The sequence below is a fragment of the Lentzea sp. NPDC003310 genome, assembly GCF_040610935.1.
Taxonomy (GTDB): domain Bacteria; phylum Actinomycetota; class Actinomycetes; order Mycobacteriales; family Pseudonocardiaceae; genus Lentzea.
In genome coordinates, this window is sequence record NZ_JBEXNC010000001.1 from 1 (window position 1) to 23399 (window position 23399).

At 72.9% G+C, this 23399-nt stretch carries 23 protein-coding genes; 9 read left to right on the top strand and 14 right to left on the bottom strand.

Translation table 11 applies throughout. The features are described from left to right. Window positions 1-544: zf-HC2 domain-containing protein (locus ABZX02_RS00005; protein ID WP_355293844.1), on the bottom strand; the 544-nt coding region annotated here is incomplete at its 3' end. A gap of 52 nt (window positions 545-596) precedes the next feature. On the opposite strand from ABZX02_RS00005, the gene sigC reads away from it, so the two are divergent. Then, window positions 597-1172 (top strand): RNA polymerase sigma factor SigC, encoded by a 576-nt coding sequence (gene sigC, locus ABZX02_RS00010; protein ID WP_355293845.1) that lies wholly within the window; start codon window positions 597-599, stop codon window positions 1170-1172. Here sigC and ABZX02_RS00015 read toward each other — a convergent pair. Next, window positions 1169-1795, bottom strand: a complete 627-nt coding sequence (locus tag ABZX02_RS00015) for a DJ-1/PfpI family protein (RefSeq protein WP_355293846.1) — start codon at window positions 1793-1795, stop codon at window positions 1169-1171. The genes sigC and ABZX02_RS00015 overlap by 4 nt on opposite strands. Window positions 1796-1917: 122 nt before the next feature. On the opposite strand from ABZX02_RS00015, the gene ABZX02_RS00020 reads away from it, so the two are divergent. Next, window positions 1918-3036, top strand: coding sequence for an MFS transporter (locus tag ABZX02_RS00020; RefSeq protein ID WP_355293847.1), 1119 nt, complete (start codon window positions 1918-1920; stop codon window positions 3034-3036). Beyond that, window positions 3021-3788: a hypothetical protein gene (locus tag ABZX02_RS00025; protein WP_355293848.1), complete on the top strand. Its 768-nt coding sequence runs from the start codon at window positions 3021-3023 to the stop codon at window positions 3786-3788. The genes ABZX02_RS00020 and ABZX02_RS00025 overlap by 16 nt, the downstream gene beginning before the upstream one ends. On the opposite strand, the gene ABZX02_RS00030 is transcribed toward ABZX02_RS00025, so the two are convergent. Continuing rightward, window positions 3769-4851: an acyl-CoA dehydrogenase family protein gene (locus ABZX02_RS00030; protein WP_355293849.1), complete on the bottom strand. Its 1083-nt coding sequence runs from the start codon at window positions 4849-4851 to the stop codon at window positions 3769-3771. The two genes, ABZX02_RS00025 and ABZX02_RS00030, sit on opposite strands and share 20 nt — an antisense overlap. A gap of 84 nt (window positions 4852-4935) precedes the next feature. Here ABZX02_RS00030 and ABZX02_RS00035 point away from each other — a divergent pair, with 84 nt between their 5' ends. After that, window positions 4936-6720 carry a CoA transferase gene (locus tag ABZX02_RS00035; protein WP_355293850.1) on the top strand — a complete coding sequence of 595 codons (1785 nt, stop codon included), beginning with the start codon at window positions 4936-4938 and terminating at the stop codon, window positions 6718-6720. Further along, window positions 6717-8213, top strand: coding sequence for a class I adenylate-forming enzyme family protein (locus ABZX02_RS00040; protein ID WP_355293851.1), 1497 nt, complete (start codon window positions 6717-6719; stop codon window positions 8211-8213). The genes ABZX02_RS00035 and ABZX02_RS00040 overlap by 4 nt, the downstream gene beginning before the upstream one ends. Here the strand turns inward: ABZX02_RS00040 and ABZX02_RS00045 are convergent. The 4 genes from ABZX02_RS00045 to ABZX02_RS00060 form a co-directional block, all read right to left on the bottom strand. Next, the gene (locus ABZX02_RS00045) at window positions 8194-8952 is read right to left on the bottom strand and encodes a zinc ABC transporter substrate-binding protein (RefSeq protein ID WP_355293852.1); all 759 of its coding nucleotides are present in this window, start codon (window positions 8950-8952) and stop codon (window positions 8194-8196) included. The two genes, ABZX02_RS00040 and ABZX02_RS00045, sit on opposite strands and share 20 nt — an antisense overlap. Further along, window positions 8928-9755, bottom strand: a complete 828-nt coding sequence (locus ABZX02_RS00050) for a metal ABC transporter permease (protein WP_355293853.1) — start codon at window positions 9753-9755, stop codon at window positions 8928-8930. Before ABZX02_RS00050 ends, ABZX02_RS00045 begins: the two co-directional genes overlap by 25 nt. A 43-nt stretch (window positions 9756-9798) precedes the next feature. Further along, complete coding sequence (locus ABZX02_RS00055; protein ID WP_355293854.1) at window positions 9799-10440, bottom strand: ATP-binding cassette domain-containing protein; 642 nt, start codon at window positions 10438-10440, stop codon at window positions 9799-9801. A 123-nt stretch (window positions 10441-10563) separates the two neighbouring features. Continuing rightward, the gene (locus tag ABZX02_RS00060; protein WP_355293855.1) at window positions 10564-11985 is read right to left on the bottom strand and encodes an FAD-binding oxidoreductase; all 1422 of its coding nucleotides are present in this window, start codon (window positions 11983-11985) and stop codon (window positions 10564-10566) included. A gap of 115 nt (window positions 11986-12100) precedes the next feature. Between ABZX02_RS00060 and ABZX02_RS00065 the strand changes: the two genes are divergently transcribed. After that, on the top strand, window positions 12101-13474 hold the full coding sequence (locus ABZX02_RS00065; RefSeq protein ID WP_355293856.1) for an alpha/beta fold hydrolase: 1374 nt from the start codon (window positions 12101-12103) through the stop codon (window positions 13472-13474). Here the strand turns inward: ABZX02_RS00065 and ABZX02_RS00070 are convergent. From ABZX02_RS00070 to ABZX02_RS00100, 7 genes are all read right to left on the bottom strand, one after another. Continuing rightward, complete coding sequence (locus ABZX02_RS00070; protein ID WP_355293857.1) at window positions 13447-14334, bottom strand: zinc-binding alcohol dehydrogenase family protein; 888 nt, start codon at window positions 14332-14334, stop codon at window positions 13447-13449. The genes ABZX02_RS00065 and ABZX02_RS00070 overlap by 28 nt on opposite strands. Beyond that, the gene (locus ABZX02_RS00075; protein WP_355293858.1) at window positions 14319-15185 is read right to left on the bottom strand and encodes a dioxygenase; all 867 of its coding nucleotides are present in this window, start codon (window positions 15183-15185) and stop codon (window positions 14319-14321) included. The genes ABZX02_RS00070 and ABZX02_RS00075 overlap by 16 nt, the downstream gene beginning before the upstream one ends. 3 nt (window positions 15186-15188) lie before the next feature. After that, window positions 15189-15953 carry a citryl-CoA lyase gene (locus ABZX02_RS00080; RefSeq protein WP_355293859.1) on the bottom strand — a complete coding sequence of 255 codons (765 nt, stop codon included), beginning with the start codon at window positions 15951-15953 and terminating at the stop codon, window positions 15189-15191. Beyond that, the gene (locus ABZX02_RS00085) at window positions 15940-17076 is read right to left on the bottom strand and encodes a CoA transferase (RefSeq protein ID WP_355293860.1); all 1137 of its coding nucleotides are present in this window, start codon (window positions 17074-17076) and stop codon (window positions 15940-15942) included. The genes ABZX02_RS00080 and ABZX02_RS00085 overlap by 14 nt, the downstream gene beginning before the upstream one ends. Then, entirely contained in the window at window positions 17076-18494 is a 1419-nt protein-coding gene (locus ABZX02_RS00090; RefSeq protein WP_355293861.1) for an amidohydrolase family protein, read from the bottom strand. The genes ABZX02_RS00085 and ABZX02_RS00090 overlap by 1 nt, the downstream gene beginning before the upstream one ends. Window positions 18495-18568: 74 nt before the next feature. Beyond that, complete coding sequence (locus ABZX02_RS00095; protein WP_355293862.1) at window positions 18569-19375, bottom strand: IclR family transcriptional regulator C-terminal domain-containing protein; 807 nt, start codon at window positions 19373-19375, stop codon at window positions 18569-18571. 155 nt (window positions 19376-19530) lie between these two features. Continuing rightward, a complete protein-coding gene (locus ABZX02_RS00100; RefSeq protein WP_355293863.1) occupies window positions 19531-20502 on the bottom strand; it encodes a TerC/Alx family metal homeostasis membrane protein in 972 nt (323 codons plus the stop codon). A gap of 258 nt (window positions 20503-20760) precedes the next feature. Here ABZX02_RS00100 and ABZX02_RS00105 point away from each other — a divergent pair, with 258 nt between their 5' ends. From ABZX02_RS00105 to ABZX02_RS00115, 3 genes are read left to right on the top strand one after another with little or no spacing between them, the layout of a single operon-like run. Then, window positions 20761-21588 (top strand): type II CAAX endopeptidase family protein, encoded by an 828-nt coding sequence (locus ABZX02_RS00105; protein WP_355293864.1) that lies wholly within the window; start codon window positions 20761-20763, stop codon window positions 21586-21588. Beyond that, complete coding sequence (locus ABZX02_RS00110; RefSeq protein ID WP_355293865.1) at window positions 21585-22709, top strand: histidine kinase; 1125 nt, start codon at window positions 21585-21587, stop codon at window positions 22707-22709. The genes ABZX02_RS00105 and ABZX02_RS00110 overlap by 4 nt, the downstream gene beginning before the upstream one ends. Next, window positions 22706-23362: a response regulator transcription factor gene (locus tag ABZX02_RS00115; protein WP_355293866.1), complete on the top strand. Its 657-nt coding sequence runs from the start codon at window positions 22706-22708 to the stop codon at window positions 23360-23362. Before ABZX02_RS00110 ends, ABZX02_RS00115 begins: the two co-directional genes overlap by 4 nt. The last annotated feature ends 37 nt before the right edge of the window (window positions 23363-23399 follow it).

Consider the following 23399-nt stretch of genomic DNA (forward strand, 5'->3'; position numbering starts at 1 on the left):
TCTGCGTGTTCCGGCTGGCCGTGCAGTCTTTGCAGTTCCTTTGGATTGATCCCCTAGGGCTGTGATCGGCCCCACAGTACGGTCGGTCCGTGGCCGCGACCGGGCGCAGCGCCGTCCACAGCAGACCGAGGCCCAGCGCGAGGTTCCACGCCGTGCTCTCGTTGAACAGGTGGCTGCTGTCGACACCGGTCGTGTGGCCGCTGTGCGAGGAGCTGACACCGAGCACCTGCGCCAGCCCGAGCGTGAGCTGCGCGACGGCGACACCGGTGAGCAGACCGCGCGGCAGCCAGCCCTTCGGCGTCGCGGGCACGACCGGGGGAGCGGCGTCGAGGACCGCCGCGGCCAGGTCCGGCACCGGGGTGGCCGGTCGCACGCGGAGCGTGCGGGTGAGCGCGGCGGCGCTGTCGTGCCACTCCCGGCAGGACGCGCAGCCGTCGAGGTGCGCGTCCACCTGGTCGGCGGGCACGCCCTCCTCTTCCCCGTCGAGCCTCGCGGACAGGGCTTCGCGGCAGCTGGTGCACTCCACACCGTCATTGTCGGCCATTGGCCGTTCACAGTTCCCGGGGATCTCGATCGGTGGGTTACTCTGCCGAACCGTGTCGACTTCGAGGGGTGACGACGAGGCGGTCACAGCGTGCGCGCTCGCCGCCGGTGCCGGTGACCGCGAGGCGTTGGAGCGGTTCATCCGCCTGACGCAGCGCGACGTCTGGCGACTGGTCGCCCACCTCGGCGGCATCGGGGTCGCCGACGACCTCACCCAGGACGTCTACCTGCGCGCGCTGCGATCGCTGCCCGGCTTCGAGGGCCGGTCCTCGGCCCGCACCTGGCTGCTCTCGATCGCGCGGCGCACCGTCGTCGACCACATCCGCGCCGCCGTCGCCCGCCCGTCGATCGCCTGGTCCGCCGACTACCAGCTCGCCTCGGACGCCGACCGCTACGCCGAGCACGCGCGCTCCGCCGGGTTCGAGGACGTGGTGGAGCTCAACCTCATGCTCGCGGGCCTCGCTCCCGAACGCCGCGAGGCCCTGCTGCTGACCCAGGTGCTCGGCCTGTCCTACGCCGAGGCCGCCGAGGTGGCGGGGTGCCCGATCGGCACGGTGCGGTCGCGGGTGGCGCGGGCGCGCGAGGACCTGATCAGCGGGCAGGGCCACGAGGACGTCGGCGTCGTCTAACGGCGCCAGACCGTGCCGCGCCGTTCGTACTCGAGCACGGTCTCCGCGCGCTGGGCGACCTGGGCGCCGGCGAACCGTTCGACCAGCCACAGCGCGACCTCCAGCCCGGACGTGATGCCACCGCCGGTGACCAGGTCGCCGTCGTCGACCACGCGGGCGTTGACCACGGTCGCGCCCTGGGCGGCGAGGTCGGCCTTGGCGCCGGAGTGCGTGGTCGCGTTGCGGCCCCGGGTGATCCCCGCCGCGGACAGGATCATCGTGCCCGTGCAGATGCCCACGGGCAGCGCCTCGGACTCGGCCAGTCGGCGCAGGAAGGCCTTGTCGCCGATCAGCCGGTGCACGCCCGGCCCGGTGCGGTTGGTGTAGCCGCCGCCGGGCACCACGAGCACGTCCGCGTCCGCCGGAGACCAGCCGTGCGGAACCTTCACCTCGGTGCCGTACGTGCAGGTGACGGTGCGCGGGCGGTCGGGGGAGACGAGGGTCGTCCGGACGGCGCCGCCGCTGAGCTTGCCGGCGAGGCCCAGCACCTCGACGGGGGCGACGAAGTCCTGCTCCTCGACCCCGTCGAACATCAGTACCTGCACCCGCAGCGGGCTCGCGGCGGTCGCCGCGGTGGCGGTCATGGTGAGTCCCAGTGACAGCGCGGAAGCGCGCAAGAAGGTTCGACGTTCCATGGCTCACAGGTCGGTGCGGCGGTGCTTCCGGTTCCCGGGAACCGGAAGGGTTTCGCGCACGACTAGTGGTCGTGGAGGAGGTCCAACTGCGCGGCCGGGCCGCGGTGCCCGTGCTCACCACGGCGGCGATGACGGTGTCGATGCTGCCGTTGTTCCTGCTGGGAGCGCTCTCACCCGCCCTGGTGCGGGAGTTCGGGATCGCCCGGCCGTTGCTCGGCGTGCTCGTGACGGCGGGGTTCGGCGTGGCGGTGGTGCTGTCGCTCGTGATCGGGCCGGTGGTGGACGCGGTCGGGCCGCGCCGGTCGCTGGTTGTGTTGTTCGCGGCGAGCGCGGTGGCGTTGACCGTCTTCGCGTCGGCGCCGCACTACGCCGTGCTGGTGCTCGCCGTGGCACTCGGCGGAGTTCCGCAGGCGCTCGCGAACCCCTCGACGAACAAGCTGATCGCCGCGTCCGTGCCCGCGCCACGCCGGGCCTCGACCTTGGGGATCAAGCAGTCCGGGGTGCAGCTGGGGGCGTTCGCCGCCGGGCTGCCGCTGGCGTGGCTGGCGGACGGCGTGGACTGGCGGCTCGCCGTGGCGGTGGCGTCGGGTGTGGCGCTGTCGGCGGCGTTCGCGTGCGCGGCGCAGCCCGCTGATCCGGCTCCGGTTCGCCTGCCACCGTTGCGGTTCGCGCTGACGGCGGACGCGGTGATCTGGCGGCTTGCCGGGTTCTCCGTGCTGCTCGGGTCCGGGATCGCGGCGGTGAACACGTACGTCGCGTTGTTCGCGACGGAGGAGCTCGGGTTCGGCGCGACGGCGGCGGCCGGGCTGGTCGCGGTGCTCGGCGTGGTCGGGATCGCGTGCCGCGTGCTGTGGTCGCGGGTGGCGGGGACGTCGCCGGGGCGCGTGCTGGTGCGGCTGTCCGCGGCGGCGGTCCTGGCGCCGGTCTTGCTGCTGCTCGGGATGCCGTGGCTCGCCGTGGTGGTCGTGGGCGGCTGTGCCGTGGCGGCGAACGCGCTGTCGATGGTGCTGGTCGTGGCCGCGTCCCGGGGTCCGGAGCTGGGGCGCCACTCCGCTCTCGTGTCAGCGGGCTTCTTCGCCGGATTCGCCGTGGGGCCACCGGTTTTCGGTCTGCTCGGCTACACCGCGGGCTGGGTGCTGGTGGCTGTCGAGTTCGCCGCCGCGGCGCTCGTGGCGTGGCGGACGCGGTGAGGGCGCGGGTCGAGGCGACCCTGGCTGAGGTCGGGGACCGGTTCCCGCTCGTCGCACCGCCCGGCGGGAGCTGGCGCACCACGGCGCGGGGGTCGTGGGCGGGCGGATGCTGGGCCGGATTGCTGTGGCTGACCGGACATCCGGCGGCGGCGCGGTGGACGGCGAAGCTCGACACCTGGCACGACAGCGACACGGTGCTGCAGGCGCTGATCTTCTGGTACGGCAGGGGAGACACCGCGCGGGCGGCGCGGTCGCTGGCCTCGCGCGCGGTCGACGGCGTGGTCCCGTGGGGCACGGCGTTCGGCCCGGACGCGGGACCTCGCTCGGACGGGGCGGCGGGAGTGGTGCCGTTGCTCGCTTCCCACGGCCTCGGCGAGCTCGCACGGTCCCATGTGGACGCTCATCTGGCGTTGGCCGAGACCTGGCCGCGCGGCCGGGCCTGGCTGATGCTGGCGGCGGCCGACGCGGCGTGGTGGCTGGGGGAGGAGTACCGGCCGCGAGCGCTGGCCCTGGCGCGGGAGTGGGAGGCTCCCGGCGACACCGCGGCGGACGCGATCGCCTCCGTCGCGATGCTCAAGCTGGGCCTCGACGCGTCACTCCCGCTGGCACGGCTGGGCGAGTCGGTGCACGACGGCCGGTTGCTCGGCGGCACCTACGACGGTCTGGAGAACCACGAACTGGTGTGGGGCACGTTCTTCTACGCCCTGGCGCTGGCGATCGCGGCCGGGGAGGTCAGCCCGCACGAGTTCTGAGCACGCGCCGCGCGGTGTCGGAGACGTGCATCTCGTCGGCGCCGTCGAGGATCCGGGCCGCCCGCCCGATCCGCGCGAGCGCCGGCAGCGGCGTGCCGGGACCGAGCCCCTCCGCGCCGAACACCTGGATCGCCGCGTCGGCGACCTGGTGCAGGGTGCGGGCGGCGGCGACCTTGGCGAGCCCGATCTCGGTGCGCGCGTCCGCGTCCGCGGCGACGAGCTCGGCCGCCCGGACCGTCAGCGCTCTGGCCGACCGGATCGCCAGCAACGACTCGAACACGTGCTGCTGCACCAACTGGCGATCGGCGAGGGCACTGCCGCGCACCTGGCGTTCGTTGGCGCGCACGCACATCAGGTCGAACGCGCGCTCCGCCATCCCGACCCACCGCAGGCAGCGCAACGTCCTGCCGAGCGCGAGCCGCGTGCCGGCGATGGCGAGACCGTCCCCGCCGTGGCCGATCAGGTGGTCGTCCGGCACGAAGACGTCGTCCAGAGCGATCTCGAACTGCCCTCCGGCACCGAGCACCGGGATCTCGCGCACCACGCGGAAGTCCCGCACGACGAACAACGACCCGCTCGCCAGCACCGTGACGTACGAGGCGTTCCCGGCACCGCTGGTGAACCACTTCCGCCCGGTGAGGACCCAGCCCCCGCCGGTCCGCACGGCGGTCGTGCGCGCGGCGGCCGGATCAGACCCCGCCACCCCCGGCTCCGTCATCGCGTAGCAGCCGCTGATCTCCCCGGCCACCAACGGTGTCACGAGTGCGCGCACCGCCGGCCGCCCGAACCGTTCGAACATCCGCACGTCGAGCAGGCACGCCGACCCCAGCACCGCGGGCCCGTGATCGCTGCTGCCCTCCCGCTCCGCCAGGGCGAAGTACTCGGCGAGCCCGAGCCCGCCACCGCCCGACTCGCGCGGCAGTGGCAAGGCCCACAACCCGGCGTCCTTCGCGAGTCCCCGCAACCTCCGCAACTCACGCGCGGCGGCCCCTCCACCAGCGTCGAGCACCGTCTCGGCCGGCCACACCTCGCGCTCGACGAACGCGGAAACCTCTGCCAGCAAAGCCTTCTCCTCTCCGCCGGGAACCAGCACGGCGTCCCGCCCGACTGGTGGACAAGCGCACCGCACCGCCAGGAGGAGGCCCGCGTGACCCTGCACCTCGACCGGACGACGAGCGATCCACCGTTGTCCGCCACCGAGTTCACCGTCCGCGGCGACTCGGCCGCGGCCGACGTGCTCGGCACGCTCCTGCACCAGTCGGGCGCGACCGTCACCCGGTTCCCGGCCACCACCGGTGACCCCGCCCACGTGGACGGCCCGGCGTCCCTGACGATCACCTGGGCGGGACCCGTCTCGGCCGGTGTCACGGACGAGGCCAGCGCCCAGGCCGTCTGCGGCCCGATGCACGTGCACGGTCGCAGCCAGGGCTCTCCCCGAGGCCTCGGCCTCGACTACTGCGGTGTGGCCGCCGGCGTCCTCGGCGGCACGGGCCTGCTGGCGGCACTGTTCGGCGGCGCGTCCGCGGTGACGACGAGCGTCGCGCAGGCCGCCCTGCTGTCGGTGTCGCAGTACCTCGCGGCGGCCGGCGCACCGGAGGCCACGACGCCGGGTCCGGGCGGCCCGCCGTTCGTGAGCGCGGACGGGGTGCTGTTCGAGATCGAGGCGCTGGACCCGGCGGTGTGGCAGGCCTTCTGGGCGGGCCTCGGCGTGGCCGGCCGGGTGATCGGCGCGGGGTGGCGGCCGTTCCAGTTCCGCTACCCGACGGCGACCGCGCCGCTGCCGGCGGAGCTGCACGAGGCGGCGGGGGCGCGGACGTTCGCGGACCTGGTGGCGCACGCGGGTGGGACGGGGATGAGCATCTGCCGGCTGCACGCGCCGAACTCGGCCGGGGGACCGGCTTTCGAGCTGCGGGAGGTTGGGTGGCGGGGGTGCGAGGTGGGGTCGGCCTCGCCGCAGGACTCCGCACCCGTCGCGCCGATCCCGTCCGCCGCGCTGCCTGCTCCCGCCGCGCCGATCCCACCCGCCGCGCGACCCGCTGCTGCCGCAGCGGCCCTCCCTGCCACGCTGCCCGCTCCTGCCGCGCTGCCTGTCCCCGCCGCGCGGCCCGTCCCCACCTCACAACCGCAGCCCGCCTTACCCCTCGCCGGCCTCCTCGTCCTCGAAGCCGGCCGCCGAGTCCAAGCCCCTCTAGCCGCCCACCTCCTCTCCCTCCTAGGCGCCACGGTGGTCCGCGTGGAACCACCCGGCGGCGACCCGTTGCGCGGCATGCCCCCGATGTGCGGCGACACCTCCGCCCGCTGGCTCGCCCTCAACCGCGCCAAGTCCGCCGTCGAGATCGACATCAAGAACGCCGACGACCGCGACCGCCTGCGCGACCTGGTCCGCACCGCCGACGTCTTCCTCCACAACTGGGCCCCCGGCACCGCCGAACGACTCGGCCTCGGCGCCGACGACCTCGCCGCCGTCAACCCGCGCCTGGTCTTCGTGCACACGTCGGGCTGGGCCGGCCGGCTCCGGGACGCCCCGCTCGGCACCGACTTCATGGTCCAGGCCCGCACCGGCCTCGGTGCGCTCCTGCGACCGGCCGACGAGTCACCTGCCCCGTCGCTGATGACCCTGCTCGACGTGCTGGGCGGCCTCCTCGGCGCCTACACGGCGGTCGCGGCACTCCTCCAACGCCAACACACCGGGCGTGCGGTCCGCGCCGAGTCGTCGTTGCTCGCGGCGGCCGAGTTGTTGATGCGCCAGGCGAACGGGCGGCCGGCGCCGGGGTTCCGCAGGCCGTTGCTGGGTGACGGCGGCTGGGTGCACGAAGGGGTCGCGGTCACCGACGACCTCGCCTCCCTCACCACCGACCCGCGGTTCGCCGGCGCGGTCGGGCTCGACTCCGCCGGATGCCCCGAAGTCCTGACACCCTGGAGGTTCCGATGACGGCGACCACCGTCCGCGATCTCGTTCCCGCCGAGCTCCGCCACCGGTGGGCCGAGCAGGGGTACTACCCCGATCGCGACATCTACGACCTGTTCGCGGTGCGGGTGTTCCTGGACCCGTTGCGCACAGCCGTGGTCGACGAAGACGGCGAGCTGAACTACGTGCAGCTCAACGAGCTCGCGTTGCGCATGGCCGCGAACCTCGCCGGGCGCGGTGTCGGGGCCGGGGACGTCGTGGCCGTGCAGGTGCCCAACGGCCGGTACGCGGTGGCGGCCGACCTCGCCGTCGCCGCGGTCGGGGGTGTGGTGCTGCCGTTCCCGGTCGGGCGCGGCGCGGGTGAGGCGGAGGCGCTCGTCCGGCTCAGCGGTGCGAAGGCCCTCATCGCGGACGACCTCGACGGTGGCTGGACCACGGCGGAACTGCTGGCGCCCGCCGGGGTGTTCGAGCCGGTGCGGTCGGATCCCAACGGGCCCGCACGGATCCTCGTGTCGTCCGGCTCGGAGGCGGCGCCGAAGATGGTGCTGTACTCCCACAACGCTTTACTCGGCGGGCGCGGTGCCTTCGTCGGCAGGCTGATCCCGCCGGGCGAGGAGCTGCGGGCGTTGTTCCTCGTGCCGCTGGCGTCGTCGTTCGGCAGCAACGGGACCACGGTCACGCTGGCCCGGCACGGCGGCACCCTCGTGCTGCAGAGCAGGTTCAGCCCTCGGTCCACTGTGGAGCTGATCGAACGCGCCCGGCCGACGCACCTGTTCGGCGTGCCCACGATGTTCAAGATGCTGCTCGACCTGCCCGGCGACTTCTCGTCGATCCGGGTCGTCGCGCCCGGCGGCGCCCAGCTCGACGAGCAGACGGCGCGGGCCTGCCGGGAGGTCTTCGGCGCGCGGGTGGTGAACGTCTACGGGTCCGCGGACGGTGTCAACTGCCACACCGCGCTCGACGACCGGCCCGGTCGCGGTGCCGGGCGGCCCAACCCCGCCGTGGCCGAGATCCTGGTGGTGGACGACGAGTTGCGGCCCGTGCCGGCGGGCACCGAGGGGGAGATCATCGCGCGCGGGCCGATGAGTCCGTTGCGGTACCTGGACGACGACCTCAACGCCCGCTACCGGACGCCGGACGGCTGGGTGCGCACCGGGGACCTCGGCGTGTTCGACGACGAGGGCTACCTCTCGGTCGTGGGGCGCCGCAAGGACATCGTGATCCGCGGCGGCGCGAACATCAGCCCGGCCGAGGTGGAGCAGGCGCTCGCCGCCCACCCGTCGATCCGCGACGTCGCGTGCGTCGGCGTGCCGGATGAGCTGATGGGGGAACGGCTGTGCGCGTGCCTCGTCGTGGACGCGCCGGTGACCATCGTCGAGCTGGGGGAGTTCCTGGGGGAACTCGCGCGCTACAAGCACCCGGAGCACCTGCTGGTGCTCGACGAGTTCCCCCTCAGCCCCGCGGGCAAGGTCGACCGGGACGCGTTGCGAGTGCTCGCTAGGCGAGCGCGTCGCTGATCGTCCTCGCGTTCGCGCGGTAGACGCTGAGCAGGTCGTTGTCCTCACCGGGGTAGTTGACGAGGTCGACCTGCTCGGCGCCCGCGTCCGGCAGCACCGTGCCGGTGCTCATGTGCGAGTTCTCGAAGACGAACTGCGGCGCCTTGGTCCTGAGCTCCGCGAGCTGAGACGGCGTCACGGGCTCGGGTCCGTACACGCCGAGCAGCTCCGCGCCCGCGAGGTCCGCCGCGTACCCGACGAACATCTGCGCCACGACCTTCGGCCGCTGCCCGCCCGGCCACTTCGCCTTCACCTCGGCGCTGAGCTTCGCGTACTCGGCGTCGAAGCCCTCGATCCACTTCCGCGCGGCGTCCTGCGTGCCGAATAGCTCACCGAGCCGCGTCACCTCGGCCTTCACCTTGTCCCGCGAGTTGTCGAGCGCGACCTCGACCTTCCGCGCCCGCGACCCGGCCGCGTCGGTGATCTTCGGCGCGAACGCCTCGAACGGCGCGTACAGCACGTAGTCCGCGTCGGCCACGGCCTTCAGGTCGGACGGCTTCGGGTCGTAGTCCGGCGCGTGCAGCACGGACCGGGGCACGATCACCGTGACGTCGGAGGCGCCGGCCGCCTTGGCGAACCCGGCCTCCCAGCTCGTGGTCGCCACGATCTTCGGCCCGGTGCGCTGGTCAGCCGGTGCCGCGGTCGTGCCGCACCCGGCCACCAGCAGGACGGCGGTCAGTGCGAGGAGGCGGACTGCCATGCGGTGTTTCTCCGTTCGGGAAGGAAGTGAGCGGCGAGCGCGACCGCACCCGCCAGGAGCACGAGGACCGGACCGGGCGGCTGGTCCAGCAGCAGGGCCAGGACGAACCCGGCCAGGTTCACGACGACGCCGATCCCGACCGCCCACAGCGCCATCCCGGTCAGCGACTGCGCGAGCCGGCGCGCGGCGAGCGCGGGCAGCAACGTGAGCGCGTCGACCAGCAGCGCGCCGGTGAGCCGGATGGCACCGGCGATGGCGACCGCCACCAGCACCAGCAGCACGAGCGTCAGCCGGTTCACCGGTACCCCCGAGCACGCGGCGAGCTCGCGGTCGTGCAGCAGCAACGCGAGTTGCTTGCGCCGCCACAGGAACAGCGCGGGGACGGCGACCGCGAGCACGCCGAGCAGCACCACGTCGCCGGTCCGGGTCGCGAGGATCGAGCCCCACAGCAGCTCGAACGCCGCGGACGCGTTCACCCCGGAGATCGACAGCACCAGCAACGCGGCGGCGATCGCGAGGCTCATCAGCAGGCCCATCGCGCCGGACAGGCCGGACGGGCTGCGGGCCAGCGGGGCGAGCCCGGCGCCGGACAGTCCACACGCGACCACCGCGCACAGCAACGGGTCCAGGCCGGTGAGCAGGCCGATCGCGATGCCCAGCAACGCGATGTGCATCATCGCGAAGCGGACCGGCATGATGTCGAGTCCGATGATCACGACGCCGACGATCGGGAGGGCGACCGCGCCGAGCAACAGGGCAAAAGCCGCGCGCTGGACGGCGGCGAGCTCGAGCAGCTGGATCACGTGATCTCCCGCGCGGTGGGGACGGGACGGCGGAGGTGCTCGGTCACGTGATCTCCCGCAGCGACCCGGCCGCCATCTCCAGCACCCGCTCGCACCGCGCCGCCACGGCCCGGTCGTGCGTCACGACCACCACGGTCACCGGCAGGCTCGTCAGCAGCTCCGCCACCGCCGTCTGCCCCGCGAAGTCCAGTGCCGCCGTGGGTTCGTCGGCCAGCAGCACCCCGGCCCCTGCCTCGACGCACCCGATAGCGCGCGCCAAGTACGCCCGCTGCAGCTGCCCGCCGGACAACGTGTGCACCGGCTGCCGCCCGAGATCACCGACCCCGAGCTCACGAGCGGCCTCGCGGGCACGGTCCACCGCGCCGCTGCTCGCCAGCAGTTCGTCCACCAGCAACGGGAACCGGCCCGCCGCCTGCCGTTGCGGGATCCACGCGATCTCGCGCCGCCGCCGCGTCCAGTCTGCCGCGGTGCGGGCCTGCCGCGCCCCGACCTCGACCACGCCGTCGCACGCGCGGTGCAGGCCGAGGACCGCGCGCAGCAACGTCGTCTTGCCGGACCCGTTCGTGCCGGTCAGCGCCACGCGGTGGCCGGCGGGCACGTCGAGCGAGACGGCGCGGACGACGGTCCTGCCGCCGTGCGCACAGCTCACCCCCGCCAGCCGCACCGGCAGACCTGTCGTCTTCACGAGCATCTAGTCGGTGCGCGCAGCCGATCAGTTCCCTCGACAGGGTGAGATCGGGAACTTCCTCGGGGCACCGCCCGACCAGTGGACGGGTCACGCCGGGCCGGTCAGCTCACCGGTCCGGCGTCACCGGGACACGGACTGCGCGAACGCGAACACGCGGTCCGGGTCGTACCGGGCGGCGACCTCCCGCAGCCGGGCGAGGTTGCCGCCGTAGTACGCCTCCGCCCACCGCGGCATCGCCGGGTCGATGTAGTTGACGTACCCGCCGTCGCCGGTCAGCGCGCCGAGCCCGTCGCGGATCACGGCCAGCCGGCCGCGCGCCTCCTCGGCGGCCTCGGGCGGTGTCTTGACGTAGACCTGCACGTTCGCGAGAGCCGTGCGGTGCGGGAACGCGGTCGCGTCCGGCGCGACGTCGGCCACCGCGCCGCGCAGCCCGTCGAAGATCAGGTAGGTCTCGTCCGGCTGACCCTCCAGCAGTGCCACGGCCTGGGCGGGATCATCCAGCGGCTCCCGCAGGACGCGCGACGACGCGACGGCCGACTCGCGCGCGATCGGGCCGCCCGCGAAGTACTGGGTGGCCTGCGCGTAGGTCTGCGGCTGGAGGAACCGCTCCGCCGGCGCGGGCAACGCCTTGAGCAGGGTGGCGAGCTCGCCTGCGGAGCCCACGAAGCACCCGCCGATCCGGCAGCTCGGCTGGGCGCCGCCGCGCACGACGACGTTGGACCACAGCTCGTTCGGCGCGTCCGCGATCCAGCGCTGCCACGCGCCGAGCGGCGCCGCGGCGTCCGGGTACGACAGCGAGAACACGGTGACGTCCGGCGCGGGCACCGTCGCGAACACGAACTCCGTCACGATCCCGAAGTTGCCGCCACCGCCGCCGCGCAACGCCCAGAACAGGTCGGGCTCCTGGTCTGCCGACGCGGTCACCACCCGGCCGGTGCCCGTCACGACCGTCGCGGACACCAGGTGGTCGCACGTCAGCCCGTACCTGCGCGCGAGCACACCGATCCCGCCGCCGAGCGTCAGACCGGCGACGCCGACGGACGGGCACGTGCCGGTCGGCAGGCACCGCCCGGACTGCACCAGGGCCTTGGCCACGTCGCCCAGGGCGGCGCCGGACCCGATCCGGACCTGGTCACCCGGCAGCACCTCGACGGCCGCCAGCCCGCGCACGTCGACCTGCAGGCCGCCGGACGGCGACGAGTACCCGGCGTAGCTGTGGCCGCCGCTGCGCGCGGCGATCGCGACCCGGCCCCGCGCGGCCCGCACGCAGGCCTGCACGTCCGCGGCGGAGGCGACCCTGGCGACGGCGGCGGGCTTCTGGCCGTCCCACACGGGGTTGAAGCCCTGGTAGGCGAACCCGTCGTCCCCTGCGAGCGCGAGCCGGCCGGACAGCTCGCCGCGCAACGCTGCCCAGTCGGGCGGTCCACTCGGAACGGACGAACTGGACGGTGGCGGCGTCGGGGAGGTGGGGGAGGAGCAGGCGGTCAGCGCCGCGCTCGCACCGGCAAGTCCCGCGACCTTCAGAAACCCGCGTCGATCCACCTGATCGATCCTGGCACGCCATGATCGGCTCCGCACTCCGTGCTACCTCAGGAGGACCGACATCCCAGCCCGCGGTGTGATGCGGGCTGACGGCCGGCAGATCCACTCTGGAGCGGTGGGAGTCATTCGCAAACACGTGGCGGTCCTCCTCGCCACCGGCATGATCGCGCTGGTCTGCGCGCCGTCGGCGGCAGCGGGCCCGAGTTGGGGCAAGTGCGACAAGGACGTGGCCGAAGGGGTCGAGTGCGGCACCCTGACCGTGCCGGTCGACTGGGCGAGACCGGACCAGGGCACCGTCGGGCTGCGCGTCTACCGCTGGAAGGCCGAGCACAGCAGGGGAACGGTCCTGAGCTTCCCGTCCGGTCCCGGGCAGCCCGGCGACTACACCTTCGGCACCCTCAAGAAGGCGTTGCCCGGCTACGACCTGCTGTCGCTCGACCCGCGCGGCGTCGGCGAGAGCCACCCCATGACCTGCGACTTCGACAAGATCCTCAGGATTCCGTACATCCCGCCGGCGGACTCGGCGAGCTTCGCGGCGCTGCGGCGCGACCAGCAGGAGTTCTGGCGCACCTGCACGACCGGCGTGCCGAACCTCGACCGCCACCTCGACGCCTACAGCACGGCGAACGACGCCGACGCGCTGCGCAAGGCCGCGGGAGTGCGGAACGTGAGCGTGTACGGCCTCTCCTACGGCACGTTGCTCGGCGAGCGGTACCTGGAGAGGTTCGGGCAGCACGTCACCGGCTCGGTGCTCGAAGGCGTGATGAACCCGGGCCAGGGCCGCCGGGAGTTCATGGCCACGGCCGCGGCGGGCGTCGAGGCGATCTTCACGAAGTTCGCGCGGTGGTCGGACGAGACCCCGGACAGCCCGTTGCACGGCCGCGACCCGGCCGAGGTGTTCCGGCAGGCGCAGCGACAGGCCGCCCACCTGCCGGGGACGTTCTTCGGCGTGCCGTGGTCCGAAGCCATGATCACGCGCTACTTCGAGATCTTCGCACCGCGCGACTTCACCGAGGTGGCGAAGGGACTGCGCGACCTCGCCGACGGCCGCAACCCGTTCCCCGACGAGCCGCCGGGCGGGGAGCAGCCGCCGCAGCGGCTCGAGTACGCCGACCCGATCGCCTGCTCCGACTGGCCGTTCGCCTTGGCGAGCGCGGAGGAGGCGCGCGGTGATCTCGCCGCCACCCGGAAGGCCGCGCCCGTCGTCGGGTACTCGACCAACTCCAGCAACTACACGTCGATCTGCGTCGGTGGGCCGAGGACCGGGCGGCCGAAGCCGGTGTCGTCGCGCAGCGCGAACCCGACGTTGTTGCTGAGCAACACGTTCGACCCCGCCACGCCGGTGGTGTGGGCCGAGCACGTGCGGAAGCAGTTGGGGCACAAGGCGATCCACGTCGTCACCGACCAGGTCGGTCACGGTGGAGGCCTGGACGACCCGGTGACGCTCGCGACGGTGCGGGACTACATGGCCAGCACGACCCGGCCCTGACCCGTCCGCTCCCACGCCTCGGCGACGTCCGCGAGCGGCACCACCTCGTGGTCGACGGTGAGCACACCGGCGGCCGCGTGACGTGCGATCGCGGAGATGGCGTCGGACCGCCGCTGCGCGGTCAGCGAGTTGTTCGTGTACCCGCTGAGCTGCAACGACTTGCTGCGCAACGTGGACGAGGTGACCGGGCTCGTCTCGCTCGCGGACCCACCGAGGTTCACCCACCGGCCGCCGGGGCGCATCGCCTCGGCGGCCGCGGCGGCGGGAGGCCCGAACAGCGGGTCTACCAGCAGGTCGGCGTCCCGCGCGGCCTCGCCGACGTCCTCCAGCGGCACCACGACGTCCGCACCCGACCGTGTGGCGCGGTCCCGTGCCTCCGCCGACCGCGCGGCGGCCACGACCTTCCCGGCACCGGCCAGGTGGGCGAGCTGGATCGCCGCCTGACCGACCGCACCGCAGCCCAGCACCACCACGGTCTCGCCGGGGCGCAGCGACTTCAACGCTTGCAGCGCGGCCACGGCCGACAACCCCAGCGCGGCCAGGAGGACCGGGTCGACCTCCGGCAGGAACACCAGGTCCTCCTGCCGTGCCAACGCTTTCGCGGCCATGCTGCCGTCGCCCGGCGCCATGCCCGCGGTGGTCGGGAACCAGACCAGCCGTCCGCCGACCGTCCCGACCCCCTGCACGCCCGGCACGTACGGCGTCTCGGGCACGCCGAAGTACGACTTCCCGCCCGCGCACAGCCGGTCCAGCGGCGTGACGGGCGCGGCGAGGACGTCCACGACGACGTCGCCGGAAGGCTCGCCCCGGTCAGCGAGCGACGGCGGCTGACCGGGACGAACGACTACCGCGGCGCGCACGGCTGCAGCACGAAGTCGAACTCGGCGAGCACCCAGGGCACCTCGGACAGCCCGCCGTCCGGCGTGACACCGGGCTCGCGCGGCTCGAACCGCACGACGAGCTCCTGCTTGGTGCCGAACACGACGTCGCTGTCGAGGTACTGCGCGCCCTCCTCGAACAGGTGCGTGATCAGCGGCTCGAAGCCGTCGGCGGTGAGCAGGAAGTGCACGTGCGCGGGCCGGAAGTGGCTGATCTCGGTCTGCTCGATCAGCGCGCCGACCGGCCCGTCCATCGGGATCGAGTAGCCCTTCGGCGTGATGGTGCGGACGCAGTAGCTCCCGTCCGCCTCGGCGCGGTACTTCGCCCGCAACCGCGCCTCGTCCACCTCGAGCTGCGCCTCGTACGCGCCGTCGGCGTCGGCCTGCCACACGTCCAGCACCGCGCCCGGCACCGGTGTGCCGTCGAGCGACCGCACGGTCCCGGTGAGGTAGAGCGGCGTTCCGTCGACGTCGTCGGACATGTCGCCGCCGAACCCGAGCTCGGGGGAGCCGTCGATGTGGAACGGGCCGAGCACGGTCGCGGGCGTCGCCTCGGGCGCGAACCGGTGGTTCATCTGCACCACCAGCATGCTCAGCCCCAGCACGTCGGACGCCAGGATGAACTCCTCGCGCTTGGCGTCGCTGATCTGCCCGGTCGCGGTGAGCCACCCGATCGCGGCCATCCACTCCGCCTCGGTGAGCCGCACCTCGCGCGCGAACTCGTGCAGGTGCCGGACGAGCGCGGTCATCAGCGTCGCCGTCCGCGGGTCCTTCGCGGTGGCCCAGCGCCGCTGCGCGAGCTCGGTGATGTTGTCCTCGGTGACGAGCTGCATTGCTCACTCCTCGACAGGCGCGACGGACCTGGTGTTCGTGTCCACGGAAAGGAAGATCTCGTTGGCGACCGGGTTGCGCAGCTCTTCGGCGAGCTGCCCGATCAGCCCGGCGGTGCGGGCCAGCAACGCGAAGCCGCGCAACAGCTCCAGCGGCAGGCCGAGGTCGGCGAGCACCGCGCCGCACGTGCCGGCGCCGTTGAGCGGCAACGTCTTGCCGAGCACCTGCGGGTGCACGCGGCCGATCGCGGCGAACAACCGGAGGTGGGGGCCGACCAGGCCCTCCTCCTCCGCGATCTGGTAGAGCCTGGCGGTGCGGGGATCGCCGTTCTTGTGCACGTGGTGGCCGAGCCCGGGGATGCGCGCTTTCCCCTGCGCCCGCACGGTGTCCAGCGCGAGCGCGTCCCAGTCGGGGTCGGGGTGGTCGCGCACGACGGCGTCGAGGAACCTGCCCGCGTCCTCGGTGACGCCGAGGAACCGCGAGCCGCCGCCCAGCAGGCCTGCCGCGAGCGCGCCCTGCACGGAGTCGGGCGCCGACAGGAAGGTCAGGCGGCTCACGATCGCGGTCGGGGTGAAGCCGTGGTCGGCCAGGGCCGCGAGCACCGCCTCGAACAGCCGCGTCTCGCCGGGGCTCGGGCGGCGCTGGGTGGCGAGCCAGAAGGACAGCTCGCCGAAGCCGACGGTGCCCATCACGTCGCGGGCGAGGTCCTTGCCCAGCAACGTGATCGTGTCGGGGGTGGACGCGCCCAGCGCCGTTTCATAGACCGTCACGGTCCTCCTTCAGCCAGCTCCGCAGTTCCTCGCCGTGCTCGTCCAGTCCCGGTGGCGGCAACCGGTAGACCGCCGGTGTCTCCGAGAACCGGATCGGGTGCCGGGTCGTCGGCACGTCGCCGACCACCACGACCGGGTCGAGCCCGAACCGCTCGGCCATCGCGAACCCGCCGTCGATCGTGTTGATCGGCCCGCACGGCACCCCGGCCGCCACGAGCAGGTCGAACCACTCGACGGCGCCGCGCGTGCGCAGCCGTTCCTCCAGCACCGGCCGCAGCTCCTCGCGGTTGCGGGTGCGGTCGGCGTTGCGGGCGAAGCGCGGGTCGTCGGGCACCTCGTCCAGCCCGAGGACCTCGCACAGCCGCCGGAACTGGCCGTCGTTCGCGGCGGCGACGATCAGGTCGTTGTCGGCGGTGGGCAGCGGTTCGTACGGGAACACGCTGGGGTGCGCGTTGCCCATCCGGAACGGCACGACCCCGCCCGCCGCGAACGCCGAGCTGTGGTTCACCAGACCGGTCAGCGCCGACGACAGCAGGTTCACCTCGACGAGCTGGCCCTGCCCGGTCGCGTCGCGGTGGCGCAGCGCGGCGAGCACCCCGATCACCGCGTGGTTGCCCGCCATCACGTCGAACACCGAGATGCCCGCGCGGTACGGCGGCCCGTCCGGATCGCCGGTGAGGCTCATCAGTCCCGAGATCGCCTGCACCATCAGGTCGTAGCCGGGCACGTGCTTCCCGCCGCCGGAGCCGAAACCCGTGATCGACGCGTAGACCACCCGCGGGTTCGCGGCGCTGACGGACGCGTGGTCGAGCCCGTACTTCGCGAGGCCGCCGGGCTTGAAGTTCTCGATCACCACGTCCGCGCGGCGGGCGAGCTCGCGGCCCAGCGCGGCGTCGGCCTCGTCGCGCAGGTCCAGGGAGATCGACCGCTTGCCCCGGTTGACGCCCAGGTAGTAGGTCGAGACGTCGTCGCGGACCGGCGGCATCCACGTGCGGGTCTCGTCCCCGGACGGACCCTCGACCTTGACGACGGTGGCACCCATGTCGGCCATCAGCATGGTCGCGTACGGGCCCGCCAGGACGCGGGAGAAGTCGGCGACGAGCAGGCCTTCCAGCGGACCCATCAGACGGACGTCCTGGTGTCGCCGCGGTACTCGGTGTAGGTGTAGGGGTTGTCCAGGACCTTGGACTCCGGGATGTCCGGGTTCATGCCCTTGTGCCAGGCCTCCTCGCCGAGCTGCGCGCGCAGGTGCTCGACGGTGCCCAGCACCTGCGAGCGGATCGCGCCGAGGTCGACGCCGACGAGCCGGTGGTCGCGCTTCACGATCCGGCCGTCGACGACGACGGTGTCCACATCGGACCGCTGCGCCTGGAACGCCACGTGCCCGTACGGGTTGAGGATCGGGAACATGGCGGGGGAGTTCTCGTTGCGCAGCAACACGATGTCGGCCTTCTTGCCGACCTCGAGGCTGCCGAGGTCGGACGCGCGTCCCAACGCCCGCGCGCCGCCCATCGTCGCCCACTCCACGACCTGCTCCGCCCGCAACGAGGAGTGCGTGACGGTGTCGTTCCGCGCGTGCGCGGCCATGTGCTCTCGGGCCCGGTCGGCGCCCAGCGTCGCGCGCATCGCCGAGAACAGGTCGCCGCTCCACCACACGGACGTGTCCATCGACAGCGACACCGGGATGCCGTGCTCGCGGATCGCCCAGGTGGGCGGGTAGCCCTGGCCCGCGCTCTGCTCGCTCTCGGTCGACACGGAGATCGAGCCGCCGGTCGCCGCGATGCGGTGGTAGGAGTCGGCGGACAGCGTCGCCGCGTGCACGTAGATCGACTCCGGTGTCATGAACCCGTTGTCGTACATCAACCTGATGCCGTCGTCGTTCGTCGCGCCCCACACGCCCGCGTGCGTCGTCACGGGCACGCCGAGCTCCCGTGCGACCTCGAAGGCCGGCTTCTCCGGGAACGCCGGGTCGCCGGTCACGTCGAACGCGAGCTGGAAGCCCAGCATGTCGTCGCCGGTGATGCGGCGCGAGACGAAGTCGCGGAACTCCGGCGTGGCCGTCCACGACGCGGGGCTGTCCTGGATGTTGCCGTACGCCAGCACGAACCGGCCCGGCACCGCCTGCAACGCGTCCACCGCGGCGTCGGCGTGCTCGGTGGTCTGCAGTCCGTGCGACCAGTCGACGGTCGTGGTGACGCCGGCGTCGAGCGCCTCGGCCGCGCCGAGCAGGTTGCCGGCGTGGATGTCCTGCGGCCGGAAGACCTTGCCCCACTCCAGGTAGTACCAGACGAAGTACTGCGTGAGGGTCCAGTCGGCGCCGTAGCCGCGCATCGCGGTCTGCCACAGGTGCCGGTGCGTGTCGATCATGCCGGGCATCACGACGCCGTTCGCGGCGTCGATCTCCTCGGTCCCCTCCGGCACCTCCAGCCGCGGCCCGATCGCGGCGATGCGGTCGCCGGTCACCAGCACGTCGTGGCCGACCAGCGGCGGGCGGCCGTCCATGGTGAGGACGGTGCCGTTGCGGAAGACGAGGGAACTCATCGGGGAACTCCTTGACCGTCTGGCGGACAGGTGTCCGTTGAATCCTCAACCTTCGCCGCCCGCCGGTCAACCCCTCAGGACGCGACGACCTCGTGCGGCACCGTGCCGAGCCGGGCGAAGTCCGCGCTGATGTCGCCCGCGACCTGCAGCAGGAGCGGCAGGTGGTGCTCGAGCATGTGCTCGACCGAGGTCTCCGAGGCGTGGCAGTTGACGTTGATCCCGGCGACGACGGCGCCGGTCCCGTCCCGCAGCGGCGCCGCGATCGACCGGATGCCGAGCGCGAGCTGCTCGTCGGTCAACGCCCACCCGCGCGCCCGCACGTCGCGCAGCTCGGCGTCGCGCTCGGCGGCGTCCGGCTGCCACCGCGACGTGAGCCCGGACCGGGTCGGCTGCGCGAGCACGGCCTCCAGCTCGTCCGTCGGCAAAGCCGCGAGCTGCACCTTTCCCAGCGATGTGGAAAGCGCGGGGAACCTCGTACCGATCTGCACGGACAACGTGACGATCTTCGGCACGGCCACCCGTGCGACGTAGACGATGTCCGGCCCGTCGAGCTGCGCGATCGACACCGACTCGTTGGTGCGCGCGCACAGCCGCTCCATGTGCGGCCGCGCGACGTCCCACAAGCCCATCGACCGCACGTACGCGACCCCGAGCTCCAGCACCCGCGGCGTGAGCGCGAAGCCGGCCTCGTCCTGCCGCGCGTACCCGAGCTCGACCAGCGTGAGCAGGATCCGGCGGGTGGTCGGCCGCGCGAGGCCGGTGGCCGCCGCGACCTCGCTGAGCGTCATCACCGGGCGCAACGGCCGGAACGCGCGGATCACGTCCAGGCCGCGGGCGAGCGCCTCGATGAAGTCGGGGCCGGTGTCAGGGCGAGCAGGCATGCGCCCACGATAACGGACACCTGTCCGTTGTCGTGGGCGCTGGAGCTACGGTCTGGACGCCAGCACCGCGCACGCGATCACGAGGGCGCTCAGCACCAGGAGGGTGACGCTGACGTCGACGAGGAACTCGATCAGGCGCGCGGTGGCCATGCGGATCAGTCCAAACTGGCGTGTTCCCTGCGGTTGGCACGGAGGCTGGTCAGCGTGACGACGCCCAGCGTGGCCACGATGACGGCGAGCGAGAGCGGGGTCGGGATCGTCGGCACGGAGGGCCACACGTCGTGCGCCCAGTGCAGCACCAGCTTCAGCCCGATGAACGCCAGGATGATCGCGAGACCGTGGTTGAGGTGCACGAGCTTCGCGAGCACCGACTGCAGCACGAAGTACAGCGCGCGCAGGCCGAGCAGCGCGAACGCGTTGGTGGCGAACACCAGGTACGGGTCCTCGGTGATGCCGTACACGGCGGGCACCGAGTCGATCGCGAACACGACGTCGGTCGCGAAGATCGCCACCACCACGATCGCGAGCGGGGTGAGCGCCCGCCGCCCGTGCTCGCGCACGACCATCTTCGTGCCGCGGTAGTCGTCGGTGACCGGCATCAGCTTGCGCAGCAGCCGCACCGACCGCATCTTCGACGTGTCCTTCTCGGCGGGCTCGCCGGCCAGCGCCGAGTGCAGGATCTTCACCGCCGAGGCGAACAGGACGAGCCCGAACACCAGGAACGCCCAGGTGCCGGCCGACAGCATGGCGGCGCCGGCCGCGATGAAGACGCCGCGCAGCACCAGTGCGCCGACGATGCCGTAGAGCAGCACGCGCTGCTGGACCTCGTTCGGCACGCTGAACGCCGCGAGCAGCAGCATGAACACGAAGAGGTTGTCCACCGAGAGGGACTTCTCCACCACGAACCCGGTGACGAACTCCAGCGACTGGGCACTGCCGAACTCGAACCACAGCCAGAGGCCGAACACGAACGGCAGCGCCAGGTAGAAGATCGACCAGCCGGTCGCTTCCTTGATCGACACCTCGTGCGGGCGCCGGGTGACCAGGAAGTCGACCACCAGCAGACCGAGCAGCACCGCGATGCTGATGAACCACAGTGCGGGTGATGCCACGGATTCCACGGGCACGGAACCTCCTCGAACAACGAGCGTTCGAGGTCTCCTTCACCCGGTGCGGGCGGCCTCCCGGGGACACCGTCGGATGTCCGTACTGACCGGGCAGGCGCTTGGGAAGTACTCCCCTCGCCGGTCAGCATAGGTAAAGGGATAGTAATGCTCAAGTAACCCGATCGTGGGGTGCGTCTCAGGTGTCCCCCGCAGGAGCTACACGCGGCTGTCCACCGCGCGGGGACGTTTGGCGGGCGGGAGATCCCTAGCGTTCCGGCCATGCGATTCGTGAAGCAGTTGCTGGTGGTGGCGGTGGTGTCGTGGGCGGGCGGCACGGGTGTGCAGGCGCTGGGGTGGAACTGGCCGCTCACCCTCGTGGCGGGGTTCGTGGCGGCGGCGCTCGCCCTGGCCGCGTACGCCTGGATCGTGCGCAGGACCGAGCACCGCGAGCCCACCGAGGTCTCCCTGAAGTCCGCTCCGGGTGCGCTCGGCCGCGGTGTCCTGATCGGACTCGCGATGTTCGTCGCGGTGATCGCCAACATCGCCTTCCTCGGCGGGTACGAGGTGCGCGGGTTCGGGTCGGTCACCGGCGCCGTCGCGATCTTCGGGTTCATGGTCGCCGTCGCGGTGACCGAGGAGCTGCTGTACCGGGGCGTGCTGTTCCGGATCGTCGAGGAACGCCTCGGAACGTGGCTCTCCCTGGCGTTGAGCGGCCTGGTGTTCGGCTTCGCGCACATCTTCAACCCGAACGCCACGGTGTGGAGCTCGCTCGCCATCGCCGTCGAGGCGGGGCTGATGCTCGGCGCCGCCTACGTCGCCACGCGGAACCTGTGGGTCCCGATCGGCGTGCACTTCGCGTGGAACTTCGCGCAGGGCGGCGTCTTCAGCACCAGCGTGTCCGGCCAGGACGCCCCGCAGGGCCTGCTCTACGGCGTCACGTCCGGGCCCGCGATCCTCACCGGCGGCGACTTCGGGCCCGAGGCGAGCGCGTACTCGGTGCTGGCCGGCGTGGTCGTCACGGCGGCGTTCCTGTGGCTCGCGCGGCGGCGGGGGACCATCGTGCCGCGCCGGGGTCGTGCCACGTCGGCCGCTACCCTCAGCGCGTGATCAGCCTCCAGCGGTGGCGCGGCTGGGACGTCCGCGTCCAGGACGCGCCGCTCGCGCTGCTGCTCGTGCTCGGGTCGCTGGTACCCGCGTTGCACGACAAGGGAACCCAGCTCGGCGGGTTGCCGAACCGGCCGTTCGACGCGCTCGCGTTCGCCGTGATCGCCCTGGAGTGCCTGCCGCTGGTCGTGCGCCGCACGTGGCCGCTGGTCAGCCTGGCCGTGGTGGCGGTGGCCTTCGCGGTGGACCAGCTGCTCGGCTACCACACCGTCGGCGGCACGGCCCTGCCGATCGCGTTGATCAGCACGGGCCTGCACCTCTCGCACCACCGGCGCGCCACCGTGATCGCGCTCTCCGCCGGGTACGCGGCGCTCGCCGTCGGGCTGGACCTGAGGGGCGCGACCGAGGGCGTGGCCGGGTTCGTCACCTTCTACCTGGCGCTGGTCGCCGCGTGGGGGATCGGGGCGTGGCTGCGGCTCTCCCGCAGCGCCGAGGCCGAACGCCGCGTGCACGTCGCCGCCGCCACCCGCGTCGCGGAACGGACGCTGATCGCCCGCGAGCTGCACGACGTGGTGACCCACCACGTGACCGCGATGGTGGTGCAGGCCGAGGCCGCGCGGTACCTGACCGCCGCACCGGACAAGCTCGACGGCACGCTGCAGGCGATCACCGACACCGGCCGGCGGTCGCTGACGGACCTGCGGCACCTGCTCGACCTGCTGAACCCCGACCACAGCACGGAGACACCGGGGGACCTGCGCTCGCTCGTCGAGCAGACGCGGCAGGCCGGGCAGCCCGTTGAGTTCGCGGAGGAGGGCGAGGCGACGCGGGACGCGGGCAGCGCCGAGGCCGTCGCCTACCGGGTCGTGCAGGAGGCGTTGACGAACGCGCTGAAGTACGCGCACGGCAACCCGACGAACGTGCACGTGCGTTACGGCGAAAGGGACATCACCGTGGAGGTCGGCACCGAGGGCGCGAAGTCGTCCAGTGCGGTCGGGGGCAGCGGGCGGGGCCTCGCCGGGTTGCGCGATCGGGTCGACGTGCTGGGTGGCGAGTTCTCGGCGGGCTCGCGCGACGGCGGGTTCGTGGTCAGGGCGCGCATCCCGGCGGGGAACCCGGCGTGACCGCACCGGTTCGCGTGCTGGTGTGCGACGACCAGGCGCTCATCCGCACCGGCTTCGCCACGATCATCGACGCCCAGCCCGACCTCGAGGTCGTGGGGGAGTGCGGGGACGGCAGGGCGGCCGTCGACCTCGCCCGGCGGCTCAGCCCGGACGTCGTGGTGATGGACGTGCGGATGCCCGTGCTCGACGGCATCGGGGCAACCCGGCTGCTCGCGGGCGCGGGCGTCCCCGACCCGGTCAAGGTCCTCGTCGTCACGACGTTCAACCTGGACGAGTACGTCTACGAGGCGTTGCGGGCCGGTGCGAGCGGGTTCCTGCTCAAGGACGCGCCGCCGGCCCAGCTGCTGCACGGCATCCGGACCGTGGCGAGCGGCGCCGCCCTGCTCGCGCCGGAGGTGACGCGGCAGCTCGTCGGCCGGTTCGCGGCGCGCATCCGGCCCGCCGGGGAGGTCGCGGAGACCCAGCTGGCGCCGCGCGAGCTCGAGGTGCTGCGGCTCATCGCCGAGGGCCTGTCCAACAGCGAGATCGCGGCGGCGCTCGTCATCAGCCAGGAGACGGTGAAGACGTACGTGTCGCGCATCCTGACCAAGCTCGACCTGCGGGACCGCGTGCAGGCGGTGGTCTACGCGTACCGCCGAGGCCTGGTGACGTGATTACTGGGTGCTTACGAGACGTGACGTGATCGTCACG